The organism is Bradyrhizobium sp. KB893862 SZCCT0404 (genome assembly GCF_018130885.1).
Taxonomy (GTDB): domain Bacteria; phylum Pseudomonadota; class Alphaproteobacteria; order Rhizobiales; family Xanthobacteraceae; genus Bradyrhizobium; species Bradyrhizobium stylosanthis.
Map to the genome: position 1 here is coordinate 306006 of NZ_JAFCLT010000004.1, position 25038 is coordinate 331043.

29 protein-coding genes are annotated in these 25038 nt (G+C 65.9%); 16 read left to right on the plus strand and 13 right to left on the minus strand.

The window, feature by feature from the left end; translation table 11 throughout:
- Positions 1-8: 8 nt before the first annotated feature.
- Both JQ617_RS19340 and JQ617_RS19345 read right to left on the minus strand, forming a co-directional pair.
- Positions 9-635 (minus strand): PadR family transcriptional regulator, encoded by a 627-nt coding sequence (locus tag JQ617_RS19340; RefSeq protein ID WP_212027678.1) that lies wholly within the window; start codon positions 633-635, stop codon positions 9-11.
- Between the two features lie 346 nt (positions 636-981).
- Positions 982-1527: a carboxymuconolactone decarboxylase family protein gene (locus tag JQ617_RS19345; RefSeq protein ID WP_212027679.1), complete on the minus strand. Its 546-nt coding sequence runs from the start codon at positions 1525-1527 to the stop codon at positions 982-984.
- Positions 1528-1596: 69 nt separating this feature from the next.
- Between JQ617_RS19345 and JQ617_RS19350 the strand changes: the two genes are divergently transcribed.
- From JQ617_RS19350 to JQ617_RS19380, 7 genes are all read left to right on the plus strand, one after another.
- Complete coding sequence (locus tag JQ617_RS19350) at positions 1597-1971, plus strand: MmcQ/YjbR family DNA-binding protein (protein ID WP_212027680.1); 375 nt, start codon at positions 1597-1599, stop codon at positions 1969-1971.
- Positions 1972-2069: 98 nt separating this feature from the next.
- A complete protein-coding gene (locus tag JQ617_RS19355; RefSeq protein WP_212027681.1) occupies positions 2070-3458 on the plus strand; it encodes an SWIM zinc finger family protein in 1389 nt (462 codons plus the stop codon).
- Entirely contained in the window at positions 3451-4896 is a 1446-nt protein-coding gene (locus JQ617_RS19360; protein ID WP_212027682.1) for a DUF5691 domain-containing protein, read from the plus strand. Before JQ617_RS19355 ends, JQ617_RS19360 begins: the two co-directional genes overlap by 8 nt.
- On the plus strand, positions 4893-5969 hold the full coding sequence (locus JQ617_RS19365) for an ATP-binding protein (protein ID WP_212027683.1): 1077 nt from the start codon (positions 4893-4895) through the stop codon (positions 5967-5969). The genes JQ617_RS19360 and JQ617_RS19365 overlap by 4 nt, the downstream gene beginning before the upstream one ends.
- A 4-nt stretch (positions 5970-5973) precedes the next feature.
- Positions 5974-8196, plus strand: coding sequence for a DUF5682 family protein (locus tag JQ617_RS19370; protein WP_212027684.1), 2223 nt, complete (start codon positions 5974-5976; stop codon positions 8194-8196).
- Positions 8193-9374 carry a VWA domain-containing protein gene (locus JQ617_RS19375; protein WP_212027685.1) on the plus strand — a complete coding sequence of 394 codons (1182 nt, stop codon included), beginning with the start codon at positions 8193-8195 and terminating at the stop codon, positions 9372-9374. The genes JQ617_RS19370 and JQ617_RS19375 overlap by 4 nt, the downstream gene beginning before the upstream one ends.
- Before the next feature lie 117 nt (positions 9375-9491).
- Entirely contained in the window at positions 9492-9641 is a 150-nt protein-coding gene (locus JQ617_RS19380; RefSeq protein WP_212027686.1) for a hypothetical protein, read from the plus strand.
- 65 nt (positions 9642-9706) lie between these two features.
- Here the strand turns inward: JQ617_RS19380 and JQ617_RS19385 are convergent, their stop codons facing one another.
- Positions 9707-10177 carry a MarR family winged helix-turn-helix transcriptional regulator gene (locus JQ617_RS19385; protein WP_145658919.1) on the minus strand — a complete coding sequence of 157 codons (471 nt, stop codon included), beginning with the start codon at positions 10175-10177 and terminating at the stop codon, positions 9707-9709.
- A 146-nt stretch (positions 10178-10323) separates the two neighbouring features.
- On the opposite strand from JQ617_RS19385, the gene JQ617_RS19390 reads away from it, so the two are divergent.
- The 3 genes from JQ617_RS19390 (at position 10324) to JQ617_RS19400 (ending at position 12140) form a co-directional block, all read left to right on the plus strand.
- A complete protein-coding gene (locus tag JQ617_RS19390) occupies positions 10324-10725 on the plus strand; it encodes an Ohr family peroxiredoxin (protein WP_212027687.1) in 402 nt (133 codons plus the stop codon).
- A 75-nt stretch (positions 10726-10800) separates the two neighbouring features.
- Positions 10801-11214, plus strand: a complete 414-nt coding sequence (locus JQ617_RS19395; RefSeq protein WP_212027688.1) for a cupin domain-containing protein — start codon at positions 10801-10803, stop codon at positions 11212-11214.
- 53 nt (positions 11215-11267) lie between these two features.
- Complete coding sequence (locus tag JQ617_RS19400; RefSeq protein ID WP_212027689.1) at positions 11268-12140, plus strand: bifunctional helix-turn-helix transcriptional regulator/GNAT family N-acetyltransferase; 873 nt, start codon at positions 11268-11270, stop codon at positions 12138-12140.
- 15 nt (positions 12141-12155) lie between these two features.
- Here the strand turns inward: JQ617_RS19400 and JQ617_RS19405 are convergent, their stop codons facing one another.
- A complete protein-coding gene (locus JQ617_RS19405; protein ID WP_212027690.1) occupies positions 12156-12881 on the minus strand; it encodes an SDR family oxidoreductase in 726 nt (241 codons plus the stop codon).
- Between the two features lie 104 nt (positions 12882-12985).
- On the opposite strand from JQ617_RS19405, the gene JQ617_RS19410 reads away from it, so the two are divergent.
- Together JQ617_RS19410 and JQ617_RS19415 are read left to right on the plus strand one after the other, a co-directional pair.
- Positions 12986-13876, plus strand: coding sequence for a LysR family transcriptional regulator (locus JQ617_RS19410; protein WP_212027691.1), 891 nt, complete (start codon positions 12986-12988; stop codon positions 13874-13876).
- A 17-nt stretch (positions 13877-13893) separates the two neighbouring features.
- Positions 13894-14280 (plus strand): ester cyclase, encoded by a 387-nt coding sequence (locus tag JQ617_RS19415; protein ID WP_212027692.1) that lies wholly within the window; start codon positions 13894-13896, stop codon positions 14278-14280.
- A gap of 22 nt (positions 14281-14302) precedes the next feature.
- On the opposite strand, the gene JQ617_RS19420 is transcribed toward JQ617_RS19415, so the two are convergent.
- On the minus strand, positions 14303-15523 hold the full coding sequence (locus tag JQ617_RS19420) for an MFS transporter (protein ID WP_212027693.1): 1221 nt from the start codon (positions 15521-15523) through the stop codon (positions 14303-14305).
- A gap of 1302 nt (positions 15524-16825) precedes the next feature.
- Here JQ617_RS19420 and JQ617_RS19425 point away from each other — a divergent pair.
- Entirely contained in the window at positions 16826-17287 is a 462-nt protein-coding gene (locus tag JQ617_RS19425) for a cupin domain-containing protein (RefSeq protein ID WP_212027694.1), read from the plus strand.
- A 50-nt stretch (positions 17288-17337) separates the two neighbouring features.
- Here the strand turns inward: JQ617_RS19425 and JQ617_RS19430 are convergent, their stop codons facing one another.
- Entirely contained in the window at positions 17338-17493 is a 156-nt protein-coding gene (locus JQ617_RS19430) for a hypothetical protein (RefSeq protein WP_212027695.1), read from the minus strand.
- 77 nt (positions 17494-17570) lie between these two features.
- Here JQ617_RS19430 and JQ617_RS19435 point away from each other — a divergent pair, with 77 nt between their 5' ends.
- Positions 17571-17915, plus strand: a complete 345-nt coding sequence (locus JQ617_RS19435; RefSeq protein WP_212027696.1) for a hypothetical protein — start codon at positions 17571-17573, stop codon at positions 17913-17915.
- A gap of 32 nt (positions 17916-17947) precedes the next feature.
- Complete coding sequence (locus tag JQ617_RS19440) at positions 17948-18214, plus strand: hypothetical protein (RefSeq protein ID WP_212027697.1); 267 nt, start codon at positions 17948-17950, stop codon at positions 18212-18214.
- A 133-nt stretch (positions 18215-18347) separates the two neighbouring features.
- Here the strand turns inward: JQ617_RS19440 and JQ617_RS19445 are convergent, their stop codons facing one another.
- The 3 genes from JQ617_RS19445 to JQ617_RS19455 all read right to left on the minus strand — a co-directional run bounded on the left by JQ617_RS19445 (position 18348) and on the right by JQ617_RS19455 (position 20777).
- Positions 18348-19364: an alpha/beta hydrolase gene (locus tag JQ617_RS19445; RefSeq protein ID WP_212027698.1), complete on the minus strand. Its 1017-nt coding sequence runs from the start codon at positions 19362-19364 to the stop codon at positions 18348-18350.
- 139 nt (positions 19365-19503) lie between these two features.
- The gene (locus tag JQ617_RS19450) at positions 19504-20094 is read right to left on the minus strand and encodes a DUF308 domain-containing protein (RefSeq protein ID WP_212027699.1); all 591 of its coding nucleotides are present in this window, start codon (positions 20092-20094) and stop codon (positions 19504-19506) included.
- Between the two features lie 98 nt (positions 20095-20192).
- A complete protein-coding gene (locus JQ617_RS19455) occupies positions 20193-20777 on the minus strand; it encodes a TetR/AcrR family transcriptional regulator (protein WP_212027700.1) in 585 nt (194 codons plus the stop codon).
- A gap of 79 nt (positions 20778-20856) precedes the next feature.
- Between JQ617_RS19455 and JQ617_RS19460 the strand changes: the two genes are divergently transcribed.
- The gene (locus tag JQ617_RS19460; RefSeq protein ID WP_212027701.1) at positions 20857-21363 is read left to right on the plus strand and encodes a peptide deformylase; all 507 of its coding nucleotides are present in this window, start codon (positions 20857-20859) and stop codon (positions 21361-21363) included.
- 112 nt (positions 21364-21475) lie between these two features.
- On the opposite strand, the gene JQ617_RS19465 is transcribed toward JQ617_RS19460, so the two are convergent.
- The 4 genes from JQ617_RS19465 to JQ617_RS19480 all read right to left on the minus strand — a co-directional run bounded on the left by JQ617_RS19465 (position 21476) and on the right by JQ617_RS19480 (position 24964).
- The gene (locus tag JQ617_RS19465; protein WP_212027702.1) at positions 21476-21838 is read right to left on the minus strand and encodes an ArsR/SmtB family transcription factor; all 363 of its coding nucleotides are present in this window, start codon (positions 21836-21838) and stop codon (positions 21476-21478) included.
- Positions 21838-22500 carry an SRPBCC family protein gene (locus JQ617_RS19470; protein ID WP_212027703.1) on the minus strand — a complete coding sequence of 221 codons (663 nt, stop codon included), beginning with the start codon at positions 22498-22500 and terminating at the stop codon, positions 21838-21840. Before JQ617_RS19470 ends, JQ617_RS19465 begins: the two co-directional genes overlap by 1 nt.
- Positions 22501-22628: 128 nt before the next feature.
- Positions 22629-23510: an AraC family transcriptional regulator gene (locus JQ617_RS19475; protein ID WP_212027704.1), complete on the minus strand. Its 882-nt coding sequence runs from the start codon at positions 23508-23510 to the stop codon at positions 22629-22631.
- A 200-nt stretch (positions 23511-23710) separates the two neighbouring features.
- Entirely contained in the window at positions 23711-24964 is a 1254-nt protein-coding gene (locus tag JQ617_RS19480) for a serine hydrolase domain-containing protein (protein ID WP_212027705.1), read from the minus strand.
- Between the last annotated feature and the right edge of the window lie 74 nt (positions 24965-25038).

The following is a 25038-nucleotide window of genomic DNA, read 5'->3' on the forward strand; positions in this document are numbered from 1 at the left end:
GCCCTCCGTCACTTGCCGAGGATTTCCGCGGCAGCGCGATCCAGGATCGCAGCGATGCGGCGCGCTTCGGCGGAGTCGCCGCCGTGCCTGGAGCGCAGCGCGCGCTTGAGGTTGTGGCGGGCACGGTGCAGCTCGTCCGAAGCATCCGCATCGAGATCGCTGACGCCGGCGAAGGCCTCGCGCACCTCGTCCATGCGGCGGCCGATCCGCGACAGCGCCTGCAGGATCGCATCGGCGGTGGCGCGGTGCTCGGCAAGATGCGCCTCGCCCTCGGGCGTGATGCTGTAGAGCTTCCTGCCGCCATCCTGCTCGACGCGCGCCTGGCCGACCTCTTCGAGATAGGTCAGCGCCGGATAGATCACGCCGGGGCTCGGCGTGTAGAATCCGTCGGAGCGCTCCTCGATGATCTTGATCAGCTCGTAGCCGTGCGCCGGCTTTTCGGCGAGCAGCGCCAGGATCACCAGCTGGAGATCCTGCGACGACAGCCGCCGCGCGCCGGGGAAATCGCCGCCCGGGCCGCGCCCGAAGAAGCCGTGTCCGCCGCGGCCGAAGCGCCGTCCGCCGCCGTGCCGGCCCATCGCAAAATGGGCAAAGTGCCCGAAATGGAAGTCTTTGTGGTCTCGTCCGTGGTGCATATCGTAAGCTCCTCTGTAAAACATATCTTACGATATAGTTTGCGATAGTCCCAGCGCAACCCACAAGTCTGTGATCGGGCCTCCCGGTCCCGGGCAGGTCAATCGCATACGGACTTGGCGGGGGCCGGAGCGAGCGCCTCGTCCTTCGAGACGACCGCTGCGCGGCCTTCTCAGGATGAGGCTGATTGGCAGATTTGCTCGGTGAAATGGCTGCCGCACACTCCGTCCTCATCCTGAGGGCCCGCCAAAGGCGGGCGTCTCGAAGGATGGCCGCAGGCGGGCTCGCCGCTACATTTACCTATTTTGCCCCGCGGTCCCGGCGGGGACCGGCCTCTGCAGGACGCCGTTACTCGGCGGCTTCGCTGTGGGCCTGCTCAACCTCGAGCTGCAGGATGTCGTTGAAGCGGTTGAAGGCCCCGCACAGCGCGATGCGCCAGGTCAGCTCGACGATCTGGGCCTCCGAGAAGTGCGCGCCGAGGCGGGCAAAGATCTCGTCGCGCGTCTTGTTCCAGTTGTTGGTGACGGCAATGGAATATTCGACCACGAGCTTGTCGAGCTCATCGAGCTCGGGATGATCCTTGTAGTCGACGAGACGCGCGGCACCCTCCTCCGACACGCCCTGCACCGCCAGCTTTGGCGCATGATGGGAAACGCAATAGTTGCATTTGTTGAGCAAGGAGACCGTGACCAGCGCGAGCTCGAGATGGCGCTTCGACAAATTGCCGTCCTGGGCGAGATCGACCAGCAGCGACCACATGTGCTTGAAGATCGGCAGGCGGTGCGCCATGACACCGGCCTGGTTCTCGAACGCACCATAGGTGGTCATCTTGTCCCACAGCGGTCTCAGCGCCTCCGGCAAATCGTCTCTGGTCTTGATCGAAACGCGCGACATGGCCATTCATCCCTGGTTGGAGCGCGCATGCTGCCACAAAGGTTCGGCCTGCGCCTCGGGTGCGATCGCATGACACCCAAGACATTTGAAGCACGCTGCCTGCGCCTGCCCGCTGCCACCAAGGTGGTGCAGTGGGAGGGCACCTCGGTGTTCAAGGTCGGCGGCAAGATGTTCGCGCTCAGCGGCGGCTATACGGCCGAAAGCGGCGGCTACATGTTCAAGGTCTCGGACATGGCCTATGGAATGCTGATCGAGCACGGCCTGGCGCGACCCGCGCCGTATCTCGCGCGCGCCAAATGGGTGCAGCTCGTCGGCAACAACGCACTGCCGGACGCCGAGCTCACGGCCTATCTCGCGCAGGCGCATGCACTGATCGTGGCGAAGCTTTCGAAGAAGCTGCGCAAGGAGCTGGGGCTGGCGTCGCCGCAGGCTGGACCGGCATGATGATCTCCGCGTGCAGCCGATCGGCTGCGCGCGGCGACATTGAGCTTTCATCCTGCCCCGATATACTGGCCGCCCTGGATTCGAATTAGGAAGCCGGCGTGGCGATTGATCTGAAGGCGGTCGAGCAACTCGCTACCGATCAATCCTCGCTCAAGGCGGCCGCCGGGCTCGCCAAGCCCGCGAAATGGTCCGGCGTCGGCGGCAGCGAGGATGGCGCGCTGATCTGGGGCGAATGCGCGGGCTCCGGCGCGAACCCTTACCGGGTGATGGCGGACCTGCGCGACCTCGGCAACAAGTGCACCTGCCCGTCGCGCAAATTCCCCTGCAAGCACGTGCTCGGCCTGTTGTGGCTCAACGCGGAATCGATCGTGCCGTTTGCGCCCGCCGAGACGCCCCCCTGGGTCAGCGATTGGCTCGGTCGCCGGCGCGGCACATCCGCCGGCAAACCGGCAAGCCCCGCCGCACCGGCCGGCGAGAAGGATCTGCGCGCCGCGCGCGCCACCGAGCCCGAAGCCATCGAGGATCCGAAGGACGCCGCACGCCGCGAGGCGCAGGCTGCCAAGCGCAACGAGGAGACCGAGCGCGCCATCCTCGATGCGCTTGACGCGCTCGAGCAATGGATCGGCGATCAGCTCCGCCTCGGCTTGTCCGGCTTCATCGACGATGCGACCGCGCGATGCCGACGCATCGCCGCGCGGCTGGTCGACGGCAAGGCCGCGGTGCTGGCAGGACGCATCGACGAATTGCCGGCCCGTCTGCTCGCGCTCGCCGCAGGCGACCGCCCGCGCGGCGCAGTCGTGGAGCTCGGCAAGCTGGTTCTGCTGGCGCGCGCCTTTCGCGCGACGCCGCGCGACGCCGAGATCCGGCGCGCCGTCGCCACGTCCGAGACGCGCGAGACAGTCCTCGCCGATCCGCAGGCGCCGCGCGTGAATGGACATTGGGAAGTGCTGGCCGAGCAAGTGCAGACGCGGCGCGACGGCCTGGTCTCGCAAACGACCTGGCTGCTCAAGCTCACCGCACACGGTCCGCGCTTTGCGATGCTGCTCGACTTCTTCCCCGCAAGTGCCGGACGGCGCGGCTCGGTGTTCACGCCCGGCGAGCGCTTTCAGGCCGAGCTCGTTTTCTATCCGTCGCAGCAGCCGCTGCGCGCCCTGCTCGTGCGGCGCGACCCCGCCGACGAGACGCTGACCGACGAATGGCCTGCGCCGGATGGGCCAATCTCCGATGCGTTGACGCGCCCCCTGCTGACAGAGCCCTGGACGATCGACGTTCCGCTGCTGCTGCCGCGGGGACGGATCGCACGCGATGACGCCGGGCACGCATGGTGGCGCGCGGCCGATGACACGGCCACGCTGCCCATCGCCGGCAGCGTGGAGGGCCTGCTGGCCGGCACGGAGGTGATGGGCGCCGCCGCGATCTGGTCGGGCAGCCGCCTCACCATCCTCGCCGCGCAGACCCCTTGGGGCAGGATAGCCGGCCATGACTGAAATCATCGAGCCCGACGCGATCAAGCCCGAAGCGATCTTCGATGCGATGGGCGCGGTCGTGACGCGCTGGACCATGGGCGCGGCCGCTGCCTCCGCCGCCTCGTTCTGGCGCGCCGAGCTTGGCGACGATCCCGTCGAGGCCGAGCTGCGGCTGCTCGCTTTATCGAGCCAATTTCTCGACGCGACCGTGATGACCGAGCCGCCATCCGCGCTGCGCGTGCTGCCCGACATTCCCGCGCTCGCGCTGCCGATCGTGCCGGAGACATTGCGGCCGCTGGTTCGCCGGATCCTTGCGGCGGGCAAGGACGCGGCTTCCAGAGCCGAGCTTGTCCACTTCCTCGCCGCGCGCGGCTGGACCACACATCCTGCCGACTGGATGCCGGATGCGAGCGACGAAGATGCGCCCGACGTCTATGCCGCCTGGCGCGATTGGGCCGCGTTCGCCGCAGCCGGCGAGCTGACGCCGCGGCAGAGCAGCGATCAGCTCACCCAAGGCAATTGGGATGATTTCTGGCCGGCTGCGCGCAAGGCCGCGTTGATCGGGCTGAGGCGGCGCGATCCATCGGCGGCTCGCGCGCTGCTCGAAGCAAAGTTCGGCGGCGAGAACGCCGATGCGCGGCTGCGCCTGCTATCCCTCCTTTCGGAGCGACTGTCCAGCGACGATGTCGCCTTTCTCGAAAGTCTGATAGCGAACGACCGCGCACCGAAGGTCAAGGCGCTCGCAACATCGATGCTCGCGCGCCTCGGCCGCGGTCCCGCCGCCGGCGAGGACATCGCGGAGCTCGCCGGCTTCTTCTCGGTGAAGACGAAAGGATTGCTGCGCCGCTCCCGCGTGGTCCAGATCGAAACGCCGAAGACGCCGGCACAATGGCAACGGCGGAAAGCCCTGCTCGACGGCACCGACCTGACGTCGTTCGCGAGCGCACTCGGCCTTGCCCCACAGGACCTGATCGCGGCCTGGGACTGGAACGTGGATCCAGCGGCCGATGCGGGGCTGATCAGGCTGATTTCCGAGACCGGGACCGATGCGCAGCTTGCGCAGGCAGCCGGGATCATCAGCGAGCATGATGCGACCGGTCTCATCGTGGCGCTCGCACCGCGGCTTGCGCCCGCCGAACGCACGAGGTTTGCCGCCGCGGGTTTGCGCGCGCACGGCATCGGCTTCGAGATGGCGCAACTGATCGCCGGGCCGGCCGCGCGCCTCGACGATCCGCTGTCGGCGCCTGCCGGCACCAAGCTGCTGGCCGAGCTTCGGCGCGACGATGCAAAGCCCTCCGACTACGCCGCGGAATTGCATGCACTGGGCCTGCTCGCCACGCAAACGGCGGCACGGCTGGCTTTGCAGGGCCTGACCAGCGCGGGCCTGCTGCAAGGCGATCCGCGCCTCGACATGCTGCGGCTCAACGCCGCGTTGGACGACAAGGGAGAGAAGCCATGAGCGAGAAACTGCGGTTGCCCGCCGAGGACAACTTTGCGTCCGAGCTGAAAGCGCTCGCTGCCGGCGACGGACACCGCCCGCCGGGCTGGGCGCTCACGCCGCGTCAGGTCGTGACCTATCTGATGGGCGGCAAGGCGGCCGACGGCACGGCGATCACGCCCAAATATGTCGGTGACAGGCGATTGATCGAGACCGCCGTGGCGACACTCGCGACCGATCGCGCGCTCCTCCTGCTCGGCGTGCCCGGCACCGCCAAGTCATGGGTGTCCGAGCATCTTGCCGCCGGCATTACCGGCGACTCCACGCTCGTCATCCAGTGCACCGCCGGGACAGACGAGAACCAGATCCGCTACGGCTGGAACTACGCGCAATTGCTCGCCCACGGCCCGAGCCGCGAGGCGCTGGTTGCGACACCCCTGATGCGTGCGATGGAAGGCGGCAAGCTTTGCCGGTTCGAGGAGCTGACGCGGATGGGCAGCGACGTGCAGGATACGCTGATCACCGTGCTGTCCGAAAAGATGATGCCGATCCCGGAGCTCAATACCGCGGTCTATGCGCAGCGCGGCTTCAACATCATTGCGACCGCCAACAATCGCGACAAGGGCGTCAACGAACTGTCATCCGCGCTCAAGCGCCGCTTCAACGTCGTCGTGCTGCCGCTGCCCGACAGCGCCGCCGAAGAAGTGTCGATCGTGGTCAAGCGCGTCGGCGAGATGGCGCAGAATCTCGATCTGCCGGCGCCGAAGAACGTCGCCGACGAGGTGGCGCGGGTGGTCGCGATCTTCCGCGAGCTGCGCTCCGGCTCGACCGAGGACGGAAAGGTCGCGCTGAAATCTCCGTCCGGCGGTCTGTCGACCGCCGAGGCCATCGCGGTGATGGTCGGTGGCATCAGCCAGGCGACCTTCTTCAACGACGGCAAGCTGACGCCGGAGACGCTCGCCAGCAACATGATCGGCGCGGTGATCAAGGACCCCGTGCAGGACACCGCCGTGCTCGGCGAATATTTGGAGACCGTGCTGAAGAAGAAGCGCGGCTTCGAAGGCTATTATGCTTCCCTCACCGATCTGATCTGACGCCATGGCCGCCGACATTCATCTGTTCGGCATCCGGCACCACGGGCCGGGATCGGCGCGGCGGCTGGTCGAGGCGCTCGATGCGCTGAACCCGGTCGCGGTGCTGATCGAAGGGCCGTCGGATGCCTCCGAACTGCTGCCCATGCTCGCCGATCCCGAGATGGTGACGCCGGTGGCGCTGCTGACCTATGCCGAGGACAATCCGGCCAATGCCAGCTTCTTTCCCTTTGCGGAGTATTCGCCGGAATATCAGGCCGCGCGCTGGGCGGTTCGTCACGGCGCAGCACTGCGGTTCATCGACCTGCCGGCGTCCGACCGGCTAGGCGTCGCGGCGAGCGAAATCGCGGAGGAGACCGCGACGAAGGCCGAAGACGATCCCATCAGCTACGACCCGATCGGGGCGCTCGCAACCGCAGCCGGCTATGACGACGGCGAGTCCTGGTGGTCCGACGTCATCGAGGAAAATCCCGCCTCGGTCCCCGTCTTCGCGGCCGTCGCGGATGCGATGACGGCATTGCGCGCCGAGACGAAGCTGCTGTCCGCCCGGGAGGCCGCGCGCGAAGCCCATATGCGGATCGAGATCGCCAAGGCGGCGAAGGATTGCGAAGGTGCTGTCGCCGTCGTCTGCGGCGCCTGGCACGTGCCGGCGCTCATCGAGCGTCGCAGCCTTGCGGCCGACCGCGAGCTGCTCAAGGGCCGGCCGAAGACGAAGATCAAGGCGACCTGGGCGCCATGGACGGCGCCGCGCCTGGCGCGCGCCAGCGGCTACGGCGCGGGCGTGGTCGCGCCCGGCTGGTGTGCGCATCTGTGGGAGACGCGTGATGGTGACCGCATCGCGCTCTGGCTTGCCAAGGTGACGCGCGTGCTGCGCGAGCGCGGTCATTTCGTCTCGACCGCCTCGGTGATCGAGGCGCAGCGTCTCGGCATCGCGCTCGCGGCACTGCGCGAACGGCCCTCGCCCGGCTTCGAGGAGCTGCGCGAGGCGGCGATCGCCTGCCTGTGCAACGGCGAGCGCGCGATGTGGAACGATGTCGCCGCCGAACTGCTGGTCGGTGCGGGTGTCGGCTCGATCCCGTCGGCGACGCCGCTGGCGCCGCTGCTGGAAGATCTCCAGCGCCAGCAGAAGGCGACGCGACTGAAGCCGGAAGCGCTGGAGCGGCCGCTGACGCTCGATCTGCGCAGCGAGAGCGGGCTGATGCGCTCTACGCTCCTGCACCGGCTCAATGCGCTCGACGTGCCCTGGGGCCGGTTGACCGACGCGGGCCGCAGCCGGGGGACGTTCCGCGAGAACTGGCAGCTGCGCTGGGAGCCGGAATTCGCGGTGCGGCTGGTCGAGAACCTGCTCTACGGCTCGACTATCGCGGAAGCCGCCGCCGGCCGCCTGATCGAGGCGATGGGCAAGGAGACGGAGCTCGGCGCGCTGGCGGGCCTCGTGCGCAATGCCATGATCGCCGATCTGCCGCGCGCCACCGAGACCGGCATCGCCTCGCTCGAGACCAAGGCGGCTCTCACCAGTGACGGCCTGTCACTGCTCGAAGCGCTGCCGCCGATGGCCGACATCCTGCGCTATGGCGAAGCACGTGCCGGCACCGTCGAGCATCTGGCTGCCCTCATGCCGCGGATCGTGGTGCAGGCCGCACTCGCTTTGCCCTATGCCGCGCGCAACCTGGATGTGCCGGCAGCAGCCAAGCTGCGCGGGGCGATCCTCGCTGCCGATGCCGCGATCCAGCTCGCTCAGCTCGAGGCTGACATCGTCGCCAAATGGCGCGAGGCGCTGACGGCCCTGCTGCACGACGACCAGACCACACGGCTGATCGCCGGCACGGCCGCGCGTCTGCTTTACGAGGCCGAGCTGCTGGCCGCCGATCACACCGCCGATCTGCTGGCGCGAATGCTGTCGCCTGGTACGCCGGTCGCCGAGGCCGCGGGGTTCTTCGAAGGCTTCTTCGAGGGCGCAGGCCAGCGGCTTGTCCATGACGCTGCTTTGCGCGGCGCAGTCGATGCCTGGCTGCTGTCGCTCGACGACGAGGCCTTTACCGGCAGCCTGCCGCTGTTCCGTCGCGTGTTCTCGGCGCTGGACCGGCACGAGCGCAGGCGATTGATGGATGCGCTGTTCGCGCGCAGCACCGGCGCGAAGGGATACCGGCTGATCGCAGATGCAGCCGCGATCTGGCCGGAACACCAGGCGCGCGTGCTCGCGCTGCTCAATGCGGGAGCCGCGCGATGAGCGAGACTGACGAGCGCAACCGCCGCTGGACGCTGGCCCTTGGTGTCGATGCCGAAGACGGCGGAGCCGGTGCATCGCTGTCCGACAGCGACCGCCGCATGTCCGAGGCCCTGACGGCGCTCTACGGCAACGGCGACGAAGCGCCCAAGAAGGGCCGCGGCGGGCTCGGCGGCTCGGCGCCGCGCGTTGCGAAATGGCTCGGCGACATCAGGGAGTTCTTTTCTGCCCCCGTCGTGCAGGTGATTCAGAAGGACGCCTTCGAGCGCAAGGGATTGCGGCAGATGCTGCTCGAGCCCGAATTCCTTGCGACCGTCGAAGCCGACGTGAACCTGATCGCCGATCTTGTCGCGCTGCGCGGCGTGATGCCGGAGAAGACCAAGGACACCGCACGGATCGTGATTGCCAAGGTCGTGGCCGAACTGATGGAGCGGCTCGAGCGGCGCACGGCAGACGCGGTCCGCGGCGCGCTGAACCGCTCACTGCGCACCAATCGTCCGCGCTTTGCCGACATCGACTGGCCGCGCACCATCAAGGCCAATCTGCGCCATTACCAGCCGGAGCATCGCACCGTGGTGCCCGAGCGGTTGATCGGCTTCCTGCGCCAGCAGCGCCGCATCGTCGATCTCGACGAGGTGATCCTGTGCGTCGACCAATCGGGATCGATGGCAACCTCCGTCGTCTACGCCTCGATCTTCGCGGCGGTCATGGCCTCGCTGCCGGTGGTCGCGACCAAGCTCGTCTGCTTCGACACTGCGATTGTCGACCTCACCGAGGAGCTCGCCGACCCCGTCGAGGTGCTGTTCGGCGTCCAGCTCGGCGGCGGCACCGACATCAACAGCGCAGTTGCCTATTGCGAGGAGCGGATCGAGCGGCCCTCCAAGGCGCATCTGATCCTGATCACCGATCTCTACGAAGGCGGCAATGCCGATGCGCTGGTGGACCGGCTGGCCCGGCTCGCGACGCGCGGGATCAACGTGATCGTGCTGCTGGCCCTCACGGACACCGGCCGTCCCTCCTACGACCCCGTGCTGTCGGCAAAGGTCGCGGGCCTCGGCATTCCCGTCTTTGCCTGCACGCCAGACCAGTTTCCGGATCTGATGGCGACCGCGCTGAAGCGCGAGGACATCGCCGGCTGGGCCGCCGACCGTGACATCAAGCTGGTCCGGCCCGAAACCTAGTCTGAGCGCAGCGCAAGGCCTCTCCGCAACGTGATGAGATGATCGTCATCCTCCCACTGGCGCTTTGTTGCACTGCACCTAACTCAATGGAAAGTTCATATCAGATGGAGACTTTCCATGACCAAGTCCAACGCTGCATCCGTCAAGACTTATCGCTATGAACTCGTGCACGGCGAAGGCGCCGACTTCGTCGCCTATCAGCGTCGGCGCGACGACGGGAACTGGCAGACCTTTTCGACGTGGATGATTCCGCGCGCAGTCTGCTAGGTCGCCACGTCCCCTCGCCCATCCACGCGTCGGAGGCAGTCGTTGCCTCCGAACGCGCGTGGTGATCAGCGCTTCTTCTCGTCGCCCGCTTGCGTGTTGCGCAGCAGGTTGTCGCGCAGACGGCTGACGGTCTTCTGCACAACCGGAAACTCGTCGCCGAGACCGCTCGCCTCGCGCAAGGACTCACCGAGATCCTGCTCGATCAGCTTGCGCCCTGCCGGCGTCAGGCTAATTCGCACCTGCCGCTCGTCGGCGGGATCGCGGTGGCGCTTGAGATAGCCCGTCTGCTCGAGCTTCTTCAGGATCGGCGTCAGCGTGTTGGATTCCAGGAACAGCTTCTCGCCGAGCGCACTGACGGTCTGCTCGTCCTCGTCCGACAGCGCCACCAGGGCGATGTACTGGGTGTAGGTCAGCCCGACCTTGTCCAGCAGGGGCTTGTAGGCCCGGCCGAAGGCGAGATTGGCCGAGTAGACTGCAAAGCACAGGAAATTCGAGAGATTTCGCCCCTTGTCGGCAGTTTTGGGGGAACGGGCCACAGGAACCTCCGCAATTCGTGATCTGTCGACCTATATAAATCGCATCCGATTAAATCGGAAGAGCTTGACCGCCGGGCCCTGCAGGATTATTCAACACGCATCCGACTAGATCGGATACGATTAAATTCTGCCAAAGGGATACGATCATGACCTCCGCTGCCAAGCTTCTCTTCACCGGCAAGACCCACGTCACATCAGGCGCCGACGGTGCCGCGCACTCGGCCGACGGCTCGCTCGACATCAAGCTGGCCCAGCCGCATCCGGCCGCTGAAAACCTGTTCGCCGCCGCCTGGTCGGCTTGCTACCTCGGCGCGATCGGCCTCGCGGCCACCCAGCGCAAGGTCAAGCTGCCGAGCGAGCCATCGGTCGACACCGCGATCGACCTCAACAATGCCGGCGGCGCCTTTTTCCTTCGCGCCCGTCTCGACGTCAGCGTCCCCGGCGTCGACCGCGCGGTCGCACAGGAGTTGATCGAAGCCGCGCATGGCATCTGCCCCTACTCCAAGGCGGTGCACGGCAACATCGAGGTGACCACCACCCTCGTCTGAAACCGCACGACACGGACCGGCCGGCCTCGGCCGGGCCCGCGGCGCGGACAAGCCAACGACCACAAGGAACCGACCATGAGCCCTCGTCATCTGCGAACCCTGCGCGTGCTGTCGAGCGCAGTGCTGCTCGCGGCGAACCTGTTCACACTGCCTGCCGCGGCGGCGCAAACGGGCGTTACGCGCACCGACCTACAGCGCCATGATCTCAGCGCGCCCGGGCGTGAGGCCGTGCAGGTACGCGTCGACCTCGCCCCGGGCGTCGCGTTCGGCCGCCACAGCCATCCGGGCGAAGAGATCATCTACGTGCTGGCGGGCGCCATCGAATACGATGTCGAAGGCAAGCCGCCGGTGACGCTGAAGACCGGCGACGTGCTGTTCATCCCCGCCGGCACGGTGCATGCGGCAAAGAACGTCGGCGTCGAGACCGCCAGCGAGCTTGCGACCTACATTGTCGCCAAGGACAAGCCGCTGCTGTCCCTGGCGAAGTGACGGACGGCCGCTCGGATTGACTTGCAGATGATGTCTGACTAAAGTCAGATATCATGCTCGATCCCGTCTCCCGCGTCCGCCGCTTCAACCGTGCCGTCACCTCCGCCGTCGGAGCGCTCGACAATTCGTTTCTCGGGCGCGGACGGCCGCTGGGCGCCGCGCGCGTGCTCAATGCGATCGGGCACGGGCGTTCGGACGTTGCCGAGATCCGCGACTATCTCGGGCTCGATTCCGGACTGATGAGCCGGCTGCTGCGCAGCCTCGAGGACGAGGGACTGATCGAGACCACTGCGCATGCGGACGATGCCCGCCGCCGCGTGGCGAAGTTGACGCGCACGGGCCGGCGCGAATTCGCGGCCTATGAGGCACTGTCGAACGCGCAGGCCGAGGGCTTCCTCGCCCGGAACGCGCAAGCCGAGGCCTTGCTGGCGGCGATGGACATGGTCGCCTCCGCGCTGACGCGCGAGCGCGTCACGCTGGACGAGATGGATCCGCAATCCGAAGAAGCGCGCTACTGCCTCGGCGAATACTATGCCGAGCTCGGCCGCCGCTTCAAACAGGGTTTTGACGTGTCGCTGTCGCGCGACCCCGACGCCAAGGACATGCGCCGCCCGCGCGGCACTTTCATCGTCGCGATGTCGGACACGCTGCCGATCGGATGTGTCGGGCTCAAGGGGACCGATCGCGGCTATGCCGAGATCAAGCGCCTCTGGGTCGCTCCCGCCGCACGCGGGCTGCGGCTCGGCCGGCGCCTGATGGACGGAGCCGAGGCCGCAGCGCGGGAGCTCGGCATCGCGCTGCTGAGGCTCGACACCAACAGCGCGCTGCCCGAAGCCGGCCAGCTCTACCGCACCACCGGCTGGCGCGAGATCCCCCGCTTCAACGACGACCCCTACCCGGATTTGTTCTTCGAGAAACGCCTCTGATCCGGCGGGCCGTCGTCATCTCGTCCGCGTCGGTCGCACTACGATCTCGTTGACGTCGACATCGTCGGGCTGCTCGACGGCGAAGCGCACGGCGCGCGCGATCGCCTCGGGCTGAAGCGCAATGGCGCGATAGGTCTTCATCGCCTCCGCGGCCACGGGGTCGGTGATGGTATCGGCAAGCTCGCTCTCGACCACGCCGGGATGGATGCAGGTGACGCGAATGTTGTCGTGCTCCTGGCGCAGGCCGTCTGAGATCGCCCGCACCGCATATTTCGTCGCGCAATAGACCGCCGCCGTCGGCGACACGCTCAGGGCGCCGATCGAGGCGATGTTGATGATGTGGCCCGACCCGCGAGCCACCATGTCCGGCAGCACGGCGGCGATGCCGTAGAGCACGCCCTTGATGTTGACGTCCACCATCCGGTCCCATTCCTCGACCTTGAGCGAGGCCATCAGCGACAGCGGCATCACGCCGGCATTGTTGACGATCACGTCCACGCGGCCCCAGACACCGCGCGCGGCTTCGGCGAACGCGGCGACGCTGGCGCGGTCGGTGACGTCGAGCGGATGCGCGAGCGCCGCTCCGCCGGCGCTGTTCAGCTCGGCGGCGAGATCCTTGAGGCGATCGGTGCGCCGCGCGCCGAGCAGGACCTTGGCGCCGGCCGCCGCCAGCTCGCGCGCGATGCCGGCACCGATGCCGCTGGAGGCGCCGGTGATGAGAATGACCTTGTCGATTGGCATGAAGACCTTCCCGCTGCTTTCGCTGTGATTGCGGGAAGATGGACCGGCGCTACCGTCGTGATAAGACGACGATCCCTTACCAATCCGGCAAGCTGATCTAACCAATGGAACCCGACCTCAACGCCCTCGCCGTCTTTGCGCTCGTCGCCGAAGAGCGGAATTTCCGGGCCGCCGCCGAACGTCTCGGCGTGACGCGCTCGGCCGTGAGCCAGACCATCCGGCGGCTGGAGGAAACGCTGGGCATCGCGCTGGTCCAGCGCACGACCCGCAGCGTCAGCCTGACCGAGGCCGGCGAGCGGCTGCATGCGGAGATCGCCCCCGCCATTGCCGACATGCGCGCGGCGCTCGGCAACACAGAGGCATTGGGCGGGCGGCCGCGTGGCGTGTTGCGGCTCGCGGTCTCCTCGATCGCCGAGCATTTCCTGTCCGGCCCGCTTCTCGCCGCCTTCTGCGAAGCCAATCCGGAGGTGCAGCTCGACATCACCGTCACCGACGCCGAGTTCGACATCGTCGCCGCCGGCTATGATGCCGGGGTGCGGCTCGGCGAGGTGATCGAGCAGGACATGATCGCGCTTCCGATCGCCGGCGACGAACGCCAGCTCGCGGTCTGCGCGCCGGCCTTTCGTGACCAATACGGCGTGCCCTCGCACCCGTCGGAGCTGGCGTCGTTTCGCTGCATCGGCTGGCGGCCGGCACCGAACATCGTGCCTTATCGCTGGGAGTTTTCCGACGGCGGCAAGGAATTCAGCGTCGCGGTCGTGCCCGAGATCACGACCAACGACATGGCGCTGATGATCAAGCTGGCGGTCGCCGGTGCCGGCATCACCTTCGGCATGGAGGCGAGCTTCCGGCCCGCAATCGCGCGCGGCGAGCTGGTTCCCATCCTGGAAGACTATTGCCCGTTCTTCGCCGGCTTCTATCTCTATTATCCGAGCCGCCGCAACGTTGCGCCGAAGCTGCGCGCGCTGATCGAGCACGTGCAGCGGCGCGTGTAAGCCGCAAGGAATTTGCCGTGACCGGAGACGACCTCACCAATCTCTACCGCGCTTACATCGCCTGCCTGAACCGGCAGGATTGGCCTGCGCTTGGGCAGTTCGTACATGACGACGTCGCCCACAATGCGCGACCGCTCGGCCTCGCCGGCTATCGCGCGATGCTGGAGCAGGATTTTCGCGAGATTCCGGATCTGCGGTTCAACATCGAGCTGTTGATCTCCGATCCGCCCCGTATTGCCGCGCGACTGAAATTCGATTGCACGCCGGTGGGGACGTTTCTGGGACTCGCCGTGAACGGAAGACGGGTGTCGTTCTGCGAGAACGTGTTCTACGAATTTCGCGAGGGAAAAATCCGGCAGGTGTGGTCGGTGCTCGACAAGGCCGCGATCGAGGCGCAGCTCTGACGCTGCGCCTCGATCGTTGTCATCACGCCGCCACCGGCGCCGCCTCGACTTGCGGCTTGGCGAACGGCCTGAACGTCATCGCCATCAGGAAGGCTCCGAGCCCCATCGCCCAGGAGACGATGTAGAGCCAGGCGTAGCTGGAGAACGCGTCATAGATCAGCCCGCCGGCGAGCGGACCGGTCGCCATGCCGAGGCTGCCGGCCATCGCGGTGCCGCCGATCACCGTGCCCATCATCTTGAGCGGAAAGTTCTCGCGGATCAGCACGGCATAGAGCGGCATGGTGCCGGCATAGATGAAGCCGAACACCGCGCCGACCGCGTAGAAGGTCGCAAGCTGGTGCGCGAAGACATAGGCCAGCGCGCCGAAGGCCTGCAGCAGCAGGCCTGACACCAGCACCCGCTTGGCGCCGAAGCGATCGCCCATCAGGCCGAAGGCGATGCGTCCGCCGAGGCCGGCAAAGCCCTCGATGCTGTAGATCGTGACCGCAGCGACCAGCGGGATGCCGCAGCTCACGGCATAGGAGACGGTGTGGATGATCGGGCCGGAATGGGTGGCGCAGCAGAAGAAGTTGGTGGCAAGCAGGATGAAGAATTGCGGCGAGCGCAGCGCCTCGCCCATCGACATCTCGCCCTGCGCAGGCCCCGCCTGCACTGGTGCGGCCGCGGCCTGCGCAAGCGCGGGCGGACGGCGCACCAGCAGCGAAACCGGGATCATGATCGCGCCGACCACCAGCGCGATGATCTGCATCGAGGTGCGCCAGTCATGGCCTGAGACCAGCCACGCCGCGAGCGGCGACATCGTCATCGGGGCCATGCCCATGCCCGCGGAGACCAGCGACACCGCAAGGCTGCGATTGGTGTCGAACCAGCCTGTCACCGTCGCCATCATCGGCGCGAAGATCGCCGCGCAGGAGGCGCCGACCAAGAGGCCGAACACGAACTGGAACACGATGAGCGAGGTCGCATGGCTCGCGGCGAACAGGCTGAGCGACAGCACGATCGATCCGGTCAGCACCACCGGCCGCGGCCCGAACCGGTCCGACGCCGTGCCCCAGGCCATGCTGGTGAAGGCCATCGCCAGAAAGCCGATCGTCATCGCGCTGGAGATGCCGGTCACGGACCAGCCGGTGTCCTTGGTGATCGGCTGCAGGAACACCGGCAGCGAAAACATGCCGCCGATCGCGACGCAGCCGAGCAGGCCGCCGGCGGCGACGATCACCCAGCGATAGTTGGAACGAAGCATCTTTTGGTCTCCCGTCAGATCTGTCTGGGTGGAAGACGAACAGGAACTGCGCCAGCCGACAGCAGCGCGTCATTTTTGCCGCACGTATTTGTGACCCGCCAGTCGAAAGTGCGAAAACAACCCCATGCACAGTAGCCGGCCGCAGCGGGATCAATGACTTGCGAGGCCGGCGGCCGGCGTTGCCGGCAAACGGTTGCTCCGTCGGGCAAAACACTGGCAGAATGGCATCATCCCGCCCAACCCGACCTCGTCACGGCCGCGCGTCTGTCGATCGCGGCAGGCGACTGATCCATGCGCCGCGTCGCTCAGGCTTCGGCCAGAGCTGGCATCGGATTGAGCGTCGATCAGCTCGCGACGCAAGGCGAGTCAAGGCGCCCCGACCACGATGGCCCGAGGCTCGATTTCTGTACACCCTTAGGGCAAGCGGGCCGGAGTTGGGTGCGGGCCTCGCTTGCACCATTGAGCAGGGCTGGATGGCAACACGTGGCAGCTACATCCGGCCATTGGCTCCGGGCCGGGGTCTGCTCCGAATAATCGAGCCAAGCTTGCACTACCAGCAGACGTTCACTGGCACGACGCGCCAATTCCAGCCGGTCCAGACCCGACGCCATCTCGTGCAACCATCCCAGCTGGCATAGCTCCAGCCGGGAGCACCCCAGCCGGGTCCCCACCCTGGGCCCCAGCCGGGTCGTCCCCATGCCGCCGCGCTGGCGATCCCGAGGCCGATACCGAGGCCCACCGCTGGTGCTCCCCAGCCGCCGCCCCGCCAACCGCCACCTCCCCAGCCGCCACCGTGCCATCCTCCGTGAAAGCCGCGTTGGGCGGACGCTGCACCAGGCGCCAGCGCGAGCACCGCTGCGATGCCGAGAGCGAAAAACGCCTTCTTGATCATGACAACCTCCAGTTTGAGTTGCGCGACCTAAACGTTTTGCGGTCCCCTTGGTTCTTGTTGAGCCCATCACAATGCACGAGCCGTTCGGCGCAGCGCCGTGGGTCCCGGTGAGTTAAGGAACCCACCGGCCCGCTTCGTTAGAAATTGACTTTCGTTCTTTAGCAGCCGGGACCCACGCGAAGGCCCGGGAGCTTTGCCAAATGCGTCCGCAAGTTAATTCGAAGGGTCCCACATCTGTCGGCGTCCCGAATGAGTTGGAGGCGGAGGATACGCACGCTGGCACACCGCCGAGCCCGCGGAGCGGTCGCCGTCTCTCGGCCAGTCCGGCTACCGAGTAGCGGGAAGCAATCTCCGCTGGCACAGCCGGCCTGCCCCACATAGGTTCGACGTGAAATTTCGGGGACGCATCCATGCCGAAGATCGACATCGCCACTGTCCCGGCCCGCAAGGGTTCGAGCTATCCGACACCATTCGACGCCCCGTGCGCCGAGCGCATCCGCAAGCGGCTCGGCAATGCCGGCGGCCTTGCCGATTTCGGCGTCAATCTGATGCGCCTCTCGCCGGGCAACTGGTCGAGCCAGCGGCACTGGCATTCGCATGAGGATGAGTTCGTCGATCTGCTCGAAGGCGAAGTGGTGCTGGTCGAGGACGACGGCGAAACCGTGCTGCGCGCGGGCGATTGCGCCGCCTTCCCGAAGGGCAGCGGCAACGGCCATCACATGATCAACCGGTCGGATGCTGTGGCCGTCTATCTCGAAGTCGGCTCGCGCGCTCCGGACGATCTCACGACATGCTCCGACATCGACATGATGAGCGCCAACTCCGACGGCCGGTTCGTGCACAAGGACGGCACGCCATATCCGGACGGCTAGTTCGGGTGCTCACAACTCTGCCTCGATGTCCGGTTCGCCGCGACACTGGGTTATGGAGTGCCCTTCGGCAGATCCTGCTGCGCAACGATCCGCACCGGAGGAAAAATGACGCAATCGACCACGTCGAAAACGACTTCGATGCGGCGGTCGAACGACTGTGCAAAAGCGATGGCGTCCTGGCTTCGTTCATTGGTAATGCGGGCCAAGTCAGCCTTTGACCCGTTGCAGACATCGGTCTTTGCTGCGATTGTTTCCCCCGGAAGGTGTGGGAAGGATTAGACGGATGTCGCCCCAAAGGCTTGACGACAGATACAAGTCTCGCATCTTGCAACCGAATGAAAGTAGTCGAGACGCCGATTTAATAAACCTCATGGCGGCCAATGGCGAACGCGGCGCGGTCTTTCACGTGCTGAACCACATTCCAGAGCAATACGAAGATATCTACACAGTGCTTATCGATGATCGGTCGGTTGTTACTCTTGAGATTCCGCGCGCTGCTGGGGCGCTGACCGTCAAAGAACTCGATGTTTTCTCTCTTCGGCAATATCGTGACGAGCTAGGTCAGGGGAAGCGTCGCATACGCTTGGATCGAGCGGTGGAAGATGCTCGGACACTCCTTGATAAATGAGCAGAGGTTATCCGCGCGGAATGGAGAATGGGGTGGCTCAAGAAACTGTTGCGGCAGCGGGCAATACGGAAGTGCCAGCGTACCTCGCGCTTGTTGAACTTGGATATTCGGTCGATCGAGTCGGCAAGGAAGGCGGAGAGCGTTGGATCGCGACGAAAGGAGCGCTCGAACTTGTCGCCGATCGCCCGCTAGAACTTCTCGGCCTCTGTCTCTTGAGGAGCAAACGTGGAGCACGCTGGCAGGCAGCCGATAGCGAGATTGATGAATATCTGAAACGATTTTACCCGACGGATAGATGATTGGGATCGCCATTATTTCGCTTAGCGATGTCCGCTTTTGGCCATTCAGCGACCTCGGGACACGTCCACTTTCCCGCCGCAGTTAGAGGTAGAGCGGGACATCAGGTGGCCAGCCACTCAATGAGCCGGCATCCTAGTTCTCCAGCCCCTGCTTCCCGATCCAGTCGTTGACCAGCTTCGCGACATCATCCGAATTGCTGTCCATCATCAGCATGTGGGTGTTGCCCTTGATGCCCATCTTCGGCAGCTCGAACGTATCGACCTTGCCGCCGGCGGACGCGACCGCCTGTCCCCATTTGGTGGGGTTGACCACGAGCTTCGACCACACCGGGACCTTGTCGATGAAATCGCCCCACACGATCAGATGCGGCACGCCCTTGAGCCTGGCTGCATCGGCCTTGGCGGGATCGGGCGCGCCCGACGGCTCGACGGCGATCAGCGCCTTGACCTTGTCGGGCGCATTGAGCGCGGCGGTGAAGCCGAAATTGCCGCCCTGGCTGTGAACGATGATGATGCACGGGCACACCTTCTGCACCAGCGCGTCATAGGCTTTTTGCGTGGCGGCGTCGTTCGTCGCCCAGCGCGGAATGCCCTGCTTGGCGAACTGGTCGAACGCCTCGATGGGGAATTGCTCGCCCTCGAACGCCTCGCGCTTGCCGCCAACCTCGTAAGCAGGCCCGATCCGGAACAGCTCCCAGGCCTCCTTCTTGGGCCGGAAGAACGGCTCGCTCTTGAAGATTTCTGGATAGCGCGCCCAGGACGCACGGCCGCGCTCGACCGCATCGGAAACGTAGACGTCATAGCCGGCGTTGAGGAAGAACTGCTGCCAGCCCGGCTTGCCGTCGGGCTTGGTCTCCCAGGTGACGCCGGACAGACCGCCGCCATGCCAGAGCAGCAGCGGCAGCTTCGACTTCGGCGCGGCCTGCTTGACGAACTGGACGTACATCTGCTCGACCTCGAACTCGCCGTTCGGGTCGACCTTGATTGGCGGCGCGCCGGGCGAGAACACGATCTCCTTGGACGGAAGCCCATTCAGGGTCTCGGTGTGTCCGCCGATGTGAAAGCTGCCGACCTCCTTGACGAGGTAGTCGGCCGCAGCGGGCGTTGCCGCCGCAAGAATTGCCGCCAGGGCGATTGCGATCGTGCGCATGTAGTTGTCCTCCGCCTTCGACTTTTGTTGTTGGCGGCAACGTTAGGCCACGCATCGATGCAGGGCAATCGCCAGAGCGTAATTTGACTGGCCAGGCACGATACCGGGATGATGTCATCATCCCGGCAATGCCGTCGCATCATCCGAGCTGCGCGCTTCTGGCGCGCTGGCGCCATTGGCTGACGGTGAGCCAGATGGCGGAGACGAGGAAGTAGAGTGCTCCGACCCCGGCATAGCCCGTGACAGTTGCGATGGATGGAGACATCGGCGTCGTGGCCTGAAAGACGAAGAAGCCGCCGGCCAGGGCCGACTGGCCACCGCTGAGCACCATCGCCCATTGCGCGCCATAGCTTTTCCAGCGCCGCACGGCTGTGCCCAACTGGAGCAGCCCCGCAAGGATCGCCCAGGCGCCGAACACGCCAAGCACCAAGTTCATGTTCATCTGCAACGCGAGAAGGACGCCGACGGCGGTCACAAGACTGGCCACGACGTTCAACGCCTGCGTACGATTTTGGTTGAGTCCGCCGCTGCGCAAGCCGTCGACAAGATTGGCCGCGGCGTCCCATGCCGGATAGAGCACGAGCAGGACGCCGGCAATCGCGGCGGACGACCGCCCGGCCGCGATCGCGGCAACGACCCAGGCGACGGAGAATGCCGCGCGCAGGAAATAGTATTGCTTCAGCCATCGTTCGCGACCGACACGAACCAGATCCAGTTGATGTTGCGCCATTGCCGTCTCCTTTACCTACTAGTTGGTAGTTTTCGCACGCAGCAGGACGCCCTCACCCCGGCTCGCCAGCGCGGGCGGTCATCGTCTCGCCGATGTCTTCAGTGCTTCGTGGACAGCCGGTCCAGCAGCGGGCCGGTGATCACGCCGAACATTTTGGGATCGCCATAAGCGCGCGCCGACAGCATCGCGCCGTGAATGGTTGCCATGAATGCTTCAGCTTCGACCTTGGCTGAATTCGAGAAGTGCAGCCGCCCCTTCCGCTTGCCGCGTTCCATCACCGATGTCAGCCAGGACGCGAGCGCGCGGAAATGCGCGCGGACTTCGAGGGCCACCTCCTCCGGAAGCATCGGAAGCTCGCTGGCAAGCAGCGCGCAGACGCAAAACGGCGCGGTTGCGTCCGCAATGCACGCCTCCCAATACGCAACGTAGCTTTTGAGCTGGTCGCGCGGATCGGGGACATTGCGCTCCAGGACAGCCAGTCCCGCCTCGGCCTCTTCGCGATAACGCGACACGAGGGTGCGAACCAGATCGACCTTGCTGGCGAAATGGTGGTGGATGCTCGGCTTGCGGATGCCGACGACGTCGGCGATATCGGCATAGCTGAAGCCGTTATAGCCGCCCGCGATGATCAGGCCGCGCGCGCAGGCCAGGATGTCGTCGGCAGTCGAGGAAACGTTGGTCATGGCCAGTCAACTACCTTCCAGTTGGTAGGGCGTCAAGAATGGGGTGCTTCAACCATCCGTGAGTGATAGGAGGCCTGCCATGACCATTCGTCCGATCGTCCGCTTCCCCGACCGCCGCCTCGCAATGCCGGCCCGCCCGGTCACCACCTTCGACGATTCCTTGCGCGAGCTGGCGGCAGATCTGCTCGACACCATGCGCGCGGCGCCCGGCATCGGCATCACGGCGCCGCATATCGGCGTGCCCTTGCGTGTCGTCGTGCTCGAGCTCGATGCGAAGGCGGGGCCGCAGACTTACGTCAATCCGGCGATTGAATGGGCCTCACCCGAGATGATCATGCACCGGGAAGGCAGCGTCTCAATGCCCGGCGTCAACGACGGGGTGCAGCGTCACGCCCGCGTGCGCATCAGCTACCACGATCTCGACGGCAACATGCAGACCGAGGAGTCGGAGGCCTTGCGCGCGGTCTGCCACCAGCACGAGATCGACCAGCTCGACGGGATGTTCTGGATCCAGCGGCTGTCGCGGCTGAAGCGCGAGCGGCTGGTGAAGAAGTTCGAGAAGATGTCGCGGGGGGCGTCGTCGTAGGGTGGATTAGCGACAGCGTAATCCACCACTTTGAGCACGGCATGACGAGAGATGGTGGATTACGCCCGCGGCCTGCGCTTTGCGCAGCCGCGGTCTAATCCACCCTACGCCCTCACGCCCTCTTCCCGCCCCGCTTGGTAATCGGCGCGTTGCGGCGCTCGCGCTTGCCGCGCGCGATCTCGGTTGCGAGTGCGTCGAGCTTCGGCTCCCAGAAATTCCTGAAGCGGCCGATCCACGCATCCACCGCCTGCAGCCCCGCGGCGTCGACCGAATAGAGGCGCCGTTGCGCCTCGGCGCGGACCGTCGCAAAGCCGCTCTCGCGCAGCACCTTGAGGTGCTGCGACACGGCGGCCTGGGTGATCCCGAACTCGGACCCGATCACCTCGACGACCTCGCCGGACGCCATCTCCCCGGGCGCGAGCAGCTCGAGGATGCGGCGGCGCACGGGATCGGCGAGGACCTCGAAGGCGTGCATCAGCTGCCCGTGCCTGGATGCGCGACGCCGGGCGGCAACTCGCCGCGATAGAACGCGATGGTGCGGTCGGACCGCTCCTTCGCCGAAGCCGGATCCACCCCGCTCGCCACATGCGCCGCGCGCCAATATTCGCCGCTTGTCGTCATGAAGTCCTTGCCCTCGGGCGAGACCATCCAGGCCTCGGCCGTCTCGTGGTCGACCGATGCTCCGGTCGCAAGATATCGCTCGAGCCCCGCGAGAGCGAGGTCCCAACCGATCCCCACCGCGCCCGGACCGAACTGATTCCAATGATCCTCGATGATTGCGGTGTGCTCAAGCGTCAAGCGCGCCTGGTTTCGCTCCGCTGCCAGCTTGACGTCGATCCAGCTCGTCGCGCCACCGAATTCCCAGGTCGCAGCAAACCGGGTCGGTGGCGTGCACGCCGTGATGGTGCCGCCGGCATTGCCCTTGACCTGGTACCTTCCCCCGAGCTGGAGCTCGCCCTCGACCGGCGCGAACCAGCGCGGAATGCGCTCCCTGCTGGTCACGGCGTCCCAGAGATCGTCGACATCCGTCTCGTAGAGACGCGTCAGCGTCACCGTGCTGGCCGGTCTTCCATCCTTCTCGAAGTTATTCACCGACCGCGTGACAAGCCCCAGGACCCTGGCGACATCGATCTGCATTGCAGTCCTCCCTTTTGTTGGTGCCGGGAGGAATACCGGCCTTCACTAATATAAGTCAACTCTTATATTAAGGCAGGCATTCGGCGGCGGCCCATGCGTTTCTTCCCACGGGCCGCCGCCGGAAGCCGTCACTTCAGCGGCAGGAAAAGTTCCGCGACCGTCTCGTGCTCCGGCACCTCCGGAAAGAAGCTCAGCCGCTGGCAATAGAGCGGGAAGTCGCGGGTCTCCTCGCCGCTGGCCGGAAGCCAGTCGCGATAGAGATAGAGCGCGGCGGGCTCCAGATTGTCGGTGTAGCCGACGACGCGCAGCACCGCACAGCGGCCGCCGGGGATCTCGCTCGCCTTGATATCTTCGCCGTTGGCCACGATCGGCTGATCGGTCCCCACACAGAGGTCCGCGCTGTAATCGTCCGGCTGCGCCGGTCGCCGTTCCGAGCGCCAGACATTGAAGGTCGGGCTCGTGCTGGGATGAAGGCCGGCGGATTTGCGCCAGGCGATGAAGCGCTGGATGGTGGCGCCAAGCATCGCGGGGTCGCCGCGGTGCTCCATGATCGCCACCTTGATGGTGGGCACGTTGCGGATCGTCACGTCGTCAGGGGTAAAATTCGTCTGCATGAGCTTGCTCCTTGCGATATCGAGAGGCCCGAAGGCCGCAAGCCACGGTTCCCATACGGGCGATTTCCGGAACGACGACGGCGATTGCCCGAACCGTTGCCGAAAGGCGCGGGCGAAGGCATCCGGTGCGTCATAGCCGGCGTCCATCGCAATGTCCGTGACGCTTTGCGCGTCACTGTAGGCCAGCCGGTAGGAAGCGCGCTTCATACGGGCGAGCTGGACATAACGATGCACCGACAACCCGAAGGTCGCCGAAAACTGCCGATGGAAATGGAATTTCGAGAAGGCCGCGACACCGCTCAAGCTGTCGAGGTCCAGATCCGTGTCGAGATGCCGGTCGATATGCTCCAGCACCCGCCGCATCCGCGCCTGATAGTTTTGCAGTGCCGCCGTCATCGTCCCTCCTCCGTGGCACCTGCAGTTAGGCCGGGACGGCGGTGATGCGCTCGACCGATCTTGCGGTTTGGCTGCTCGTAGCCCGTAGGGCGGATTAGCGAAGCGTAATCCGCCATCTATCCGCACGGCGTGACGGAGAGATGGTGGATTACGCCGGCGACTGCGCTTCGCGCGGCCGCCGGCTAATCCACCCTACGCACCTAGCCCGCCATCAGCGCCTTCGCCAGCGCCATGTAGGCGGGCAGCGTCACGGGATCGTTGGCCGCATTGCCCGCCATGGGATGCGAGGCGTAGCGCGCGATCACCATCTCGGCCCTGGGATCGATGTAGATGCCCTGGCCGTGAACGCCGCGCGCCATGTAGGCGCCGTGCGCGTTGTGCGTGACCCACCATTGATTGCGGTAGGAGGCACCCGGCAGCGTGGTGTAGCCGGCCGGCTTGAACTTTTCGGGGTCACCGCCGCGCGTGATGTCCTCGACCACTTGCGACGGCACGATCTGGCGGCCGTTGAAGCGGCCGTGATTGCGCATGGTCTCGCCGAAGCGGGCAAGATCGCGCAACGTGGTGGAGAGACCGCCGCCGCCGCTTTCGGTGCCGATGCGGTCGACATGATAATGCGCGTCCTCCTCCGCGCCGATCTGCGTCCAGATGCGCTCGGACAACAGCTCCGACAGCGTCAGGCCGCTGACGCGCCTGACGATCCAGGCGAGCACGTCGGTGTTGACGGTCTTGTAGGCGAAGGCCTTGCCGTGCTCACCCTGCTTCTTCTGCGCAACGAGGAAATCGAAGATGGTGGTGGCACCATCATAGTCCGGCGGGATCGGCGCCATGCCGTTGGCGCGCCTGAGGCCCCAGACGTGCGAGTTCTTGTCGGTGTAAACCTCGGTGTATTCGAGCCCGGTGGTCATATCCATGACCTCCTGCACGCGCGCGTCGCCAAATGCGCTGGGCTTCAGCTCCGGCACATAGTCGGTGACGGGCGCCTGCGGATCGATCTTGCCTTCCGCGACCAGCATGCCCGCGAGCACGCCGGTGAACGATTTCGTCACGGACATCGCGATGTGCGGCTTGTGCGGCTTCAAGGCGCCGAAATAGCGCTCGTAGATCAGCCTGCCCCGATGCAGCACGGCGATGCCGTCGGTGTAGGTCTCCTCCAGCATGTTTGCGAAGGTCATGGGCCGGCCGTCCATCGTGGTCGAGGCGACCGCGCCGATGTCGTGGTTTTCACGCGGCAGCGGCGACGCCGGTTCCGGTCCGCGCCAGACATTCACGGTCGGAACGAGCTGGCGCACATTGCTCCAGGCCCAGCGCAGTTCGGGGAAGCTGCGGAACGAGCCGTCCTGGAACGTGATGGTGCGCTCGGGCGCCGGCGGAAAGCCGCGCATCCAGCCGAGGGTTTCGGGGTCGGTCTCAGTGGCGGTGGCGGGAGGATGAGCGGCGACGTTGACGGACATTGACACGAGCTCCAGATGACGGAGCTCGTGTCGTAGCATGGGCCCGCGCAACGCACATCTTGCCGATATGCTGG

What these genes read in the sequence shown, in the direction of transcription:
- JQ617_RS19340 (WP_212027678.1), bottom strand. Translation starts at nt 635, where the DNA reads ATGCACCACGGACGAGACCACAAAGACTTCCATTTCGGGCACTTTGCC.
- JQ617_RS19345 (WP_212027679.1), bottom strand. Translation starts at nt 1,527, where the DNA reads ATGTCGCGCGTTTCGATCAAGACCAGAGACGATTTGCCGGAGGCGCTG.
- JQ617_RS19350 (WP_212027680.1), top strand. Translation starts at nt 1,597, where the DNA reads ATGACACCCAAGACATTTGAAGCACGCTGCCTGCGCCTGCCCGCTGCC.
- JQ617_RS19360 (WP_212027682.1), top strand. Translation starts at nt 3,451, where the DNA reads ATGACTGAAATCATCGAGCCCGACGCGATCAAGCCCGAAGCGATCTTC.
- JQ617_RS19365 (WP_212027683.1), top strand. Translation starts at nt 4,893, where the DNA reads ATGAGCGAGAAACTGCGGTTGCCCGCCGAGGACAACTTTGCGTCCGAG.
- JQ617_RS19370 (WP_212027684.1), top strand. Translation starts at nt 5,974, where the DNA reads ATGGCCGCCGACATTCATCTGTTCGGCATCCGGCACCACGGGCCGGGA.
- JQ617_RS19375 (WP_212027685.1), top strand. Translation starts at nt 8,193, where the DNA reads ATGAGCGAGACTGACGAGCGCAACCGCCGCTGGACGCTGGCCCTTGGT.
- JQ617_RS19380 (WP_212027686.1), top strand. Translation starts at nt 9,492, where the DNA reads ATGACCAAGTCCAACGCTGCATCCGTCAAGACTTATCGCTATGAACTC.
- JQ617_RS19390 (WP_212027687.1), top strand. Translation starts at nt 10,324, where the DNA reads ATGACCTCCGCTGCCAAGCTTCTCTTCACCGGCAAGACCCACGTCACA.
- JQ617_RS19395 (WP_212027688.1), top strand. Translation starts at nt 10,801, where the DNA reads ATGAGCCCTCGTCATCTGCGAACCCTGCGCGTGCTGTCGAGCGCAGTG.
- JQ617_RS19400 (WP_212027689.1), top strand. Translation starts at nt 11,268, where the DNA reads ATGCTCGATCCCGTCTCCCGCGTCCGCCGCTTCAACCGTGCCGTCACC.
- JQ617_RS19405 (WP_212027690.1), bottom strand. Translation starts at nt 12,881, where the DNA reads ATGCCAATCGACAAGGTCATTCTCATCACCGGCGCCTCCAGCGGCATC.
- JQ617_RS19410 (WP_212027691.1), top strand. Translation starts at nt 12,986, where the DNA reads ATGGAACCCGACCTCAACGCCCTCGCCGTCTTTGCGCTCGTCGCCGAA.
- JQ617_RS19420 (WP_212027693.1), bottom strand. Translation starts at nt 15,523, where the DNA reads ATGCTTCGTTCCAACTATCGCTGGGTGATCGTCGCCGCCGGCGGCCTG.
- JQ617_RS19425 (WP_212027694.1), top strand. Translation starts at nt 16,826, where the DNA reads ATGCCGAAGATCGACATCGCCACTGTCCCGGCCCGCAAGGGTTCGAGC.
- JQ617_RS19435 (WP_212027696.1), top strand. Translation starts at nt 17,571, where the DNA reads ATGTCGCCCCAAAGGCTTGACGACAGATACAAGTCTCGCATCTTGCAA.
- JQ617_RS19445 (WP_212027698.1), bottom strand. Translation starts at nt 19,364, where the DNA reads ATGCGCACGATCGCAATCGCCCTGGCGGCAATTCTTGCGGCGGCAACG.
- JQ617_RS19450 (WP_212027699.1), bottom strand. Translation starts at nt 20,094, where the DNA reads ATGGCGCAACATCAACTGGATCTGGTTCGTGTCGGTCGCGAACGATGG.
- JQ617_RS19455 (WP_212027700.1), bottom strand. Translation starts at nt 20,777, where the DNA reads ATGACCAACGTTTCCTCGACTGCCGACGACATCCTGGCCTGCGCGCGC.
- JQ617_RS19460 (WP_212027701.1), top strand. Translation starts at nt 20,857, where the DNA reads ATGACCATTCGTCCGATCGTCCGCTTCCCCGACCGCCGCCTCGCAATG.
- JQ617_RS19465 (WP_212027702.1), bottom strand. Translation starts at nt 21,838, where the DNA reads ATGCACGCCTTCGAGGTCCTCGCCGATCCCGTGCGCCGCCGCATCCTC.
- JQ617_RS19470 (WP_212027703.1), bottom strand. Translation starts at nt 22,500, where the DNA reads ATGCAGATCGATGTCGCCAGGGTCCTGGGGCTTGTCACGCGGTCGGTG.
- JQ617_RS19475 (WP_212027704.1), bottom strand. Translation starts at nt 23,510, where the DNA reads ATGACGGCGGCACTGCAAAACTATCAGGCGCGGATGCGGCGGGTGCTG.
- JQ617_RS19480 (WP_212027705.1), bottom strand. Translation starts at nt 24,964, where the DNA reads ATGTCCGTCAACGTCGCCGCTCATCCTCCCGCCACCGCCACTGAGACC.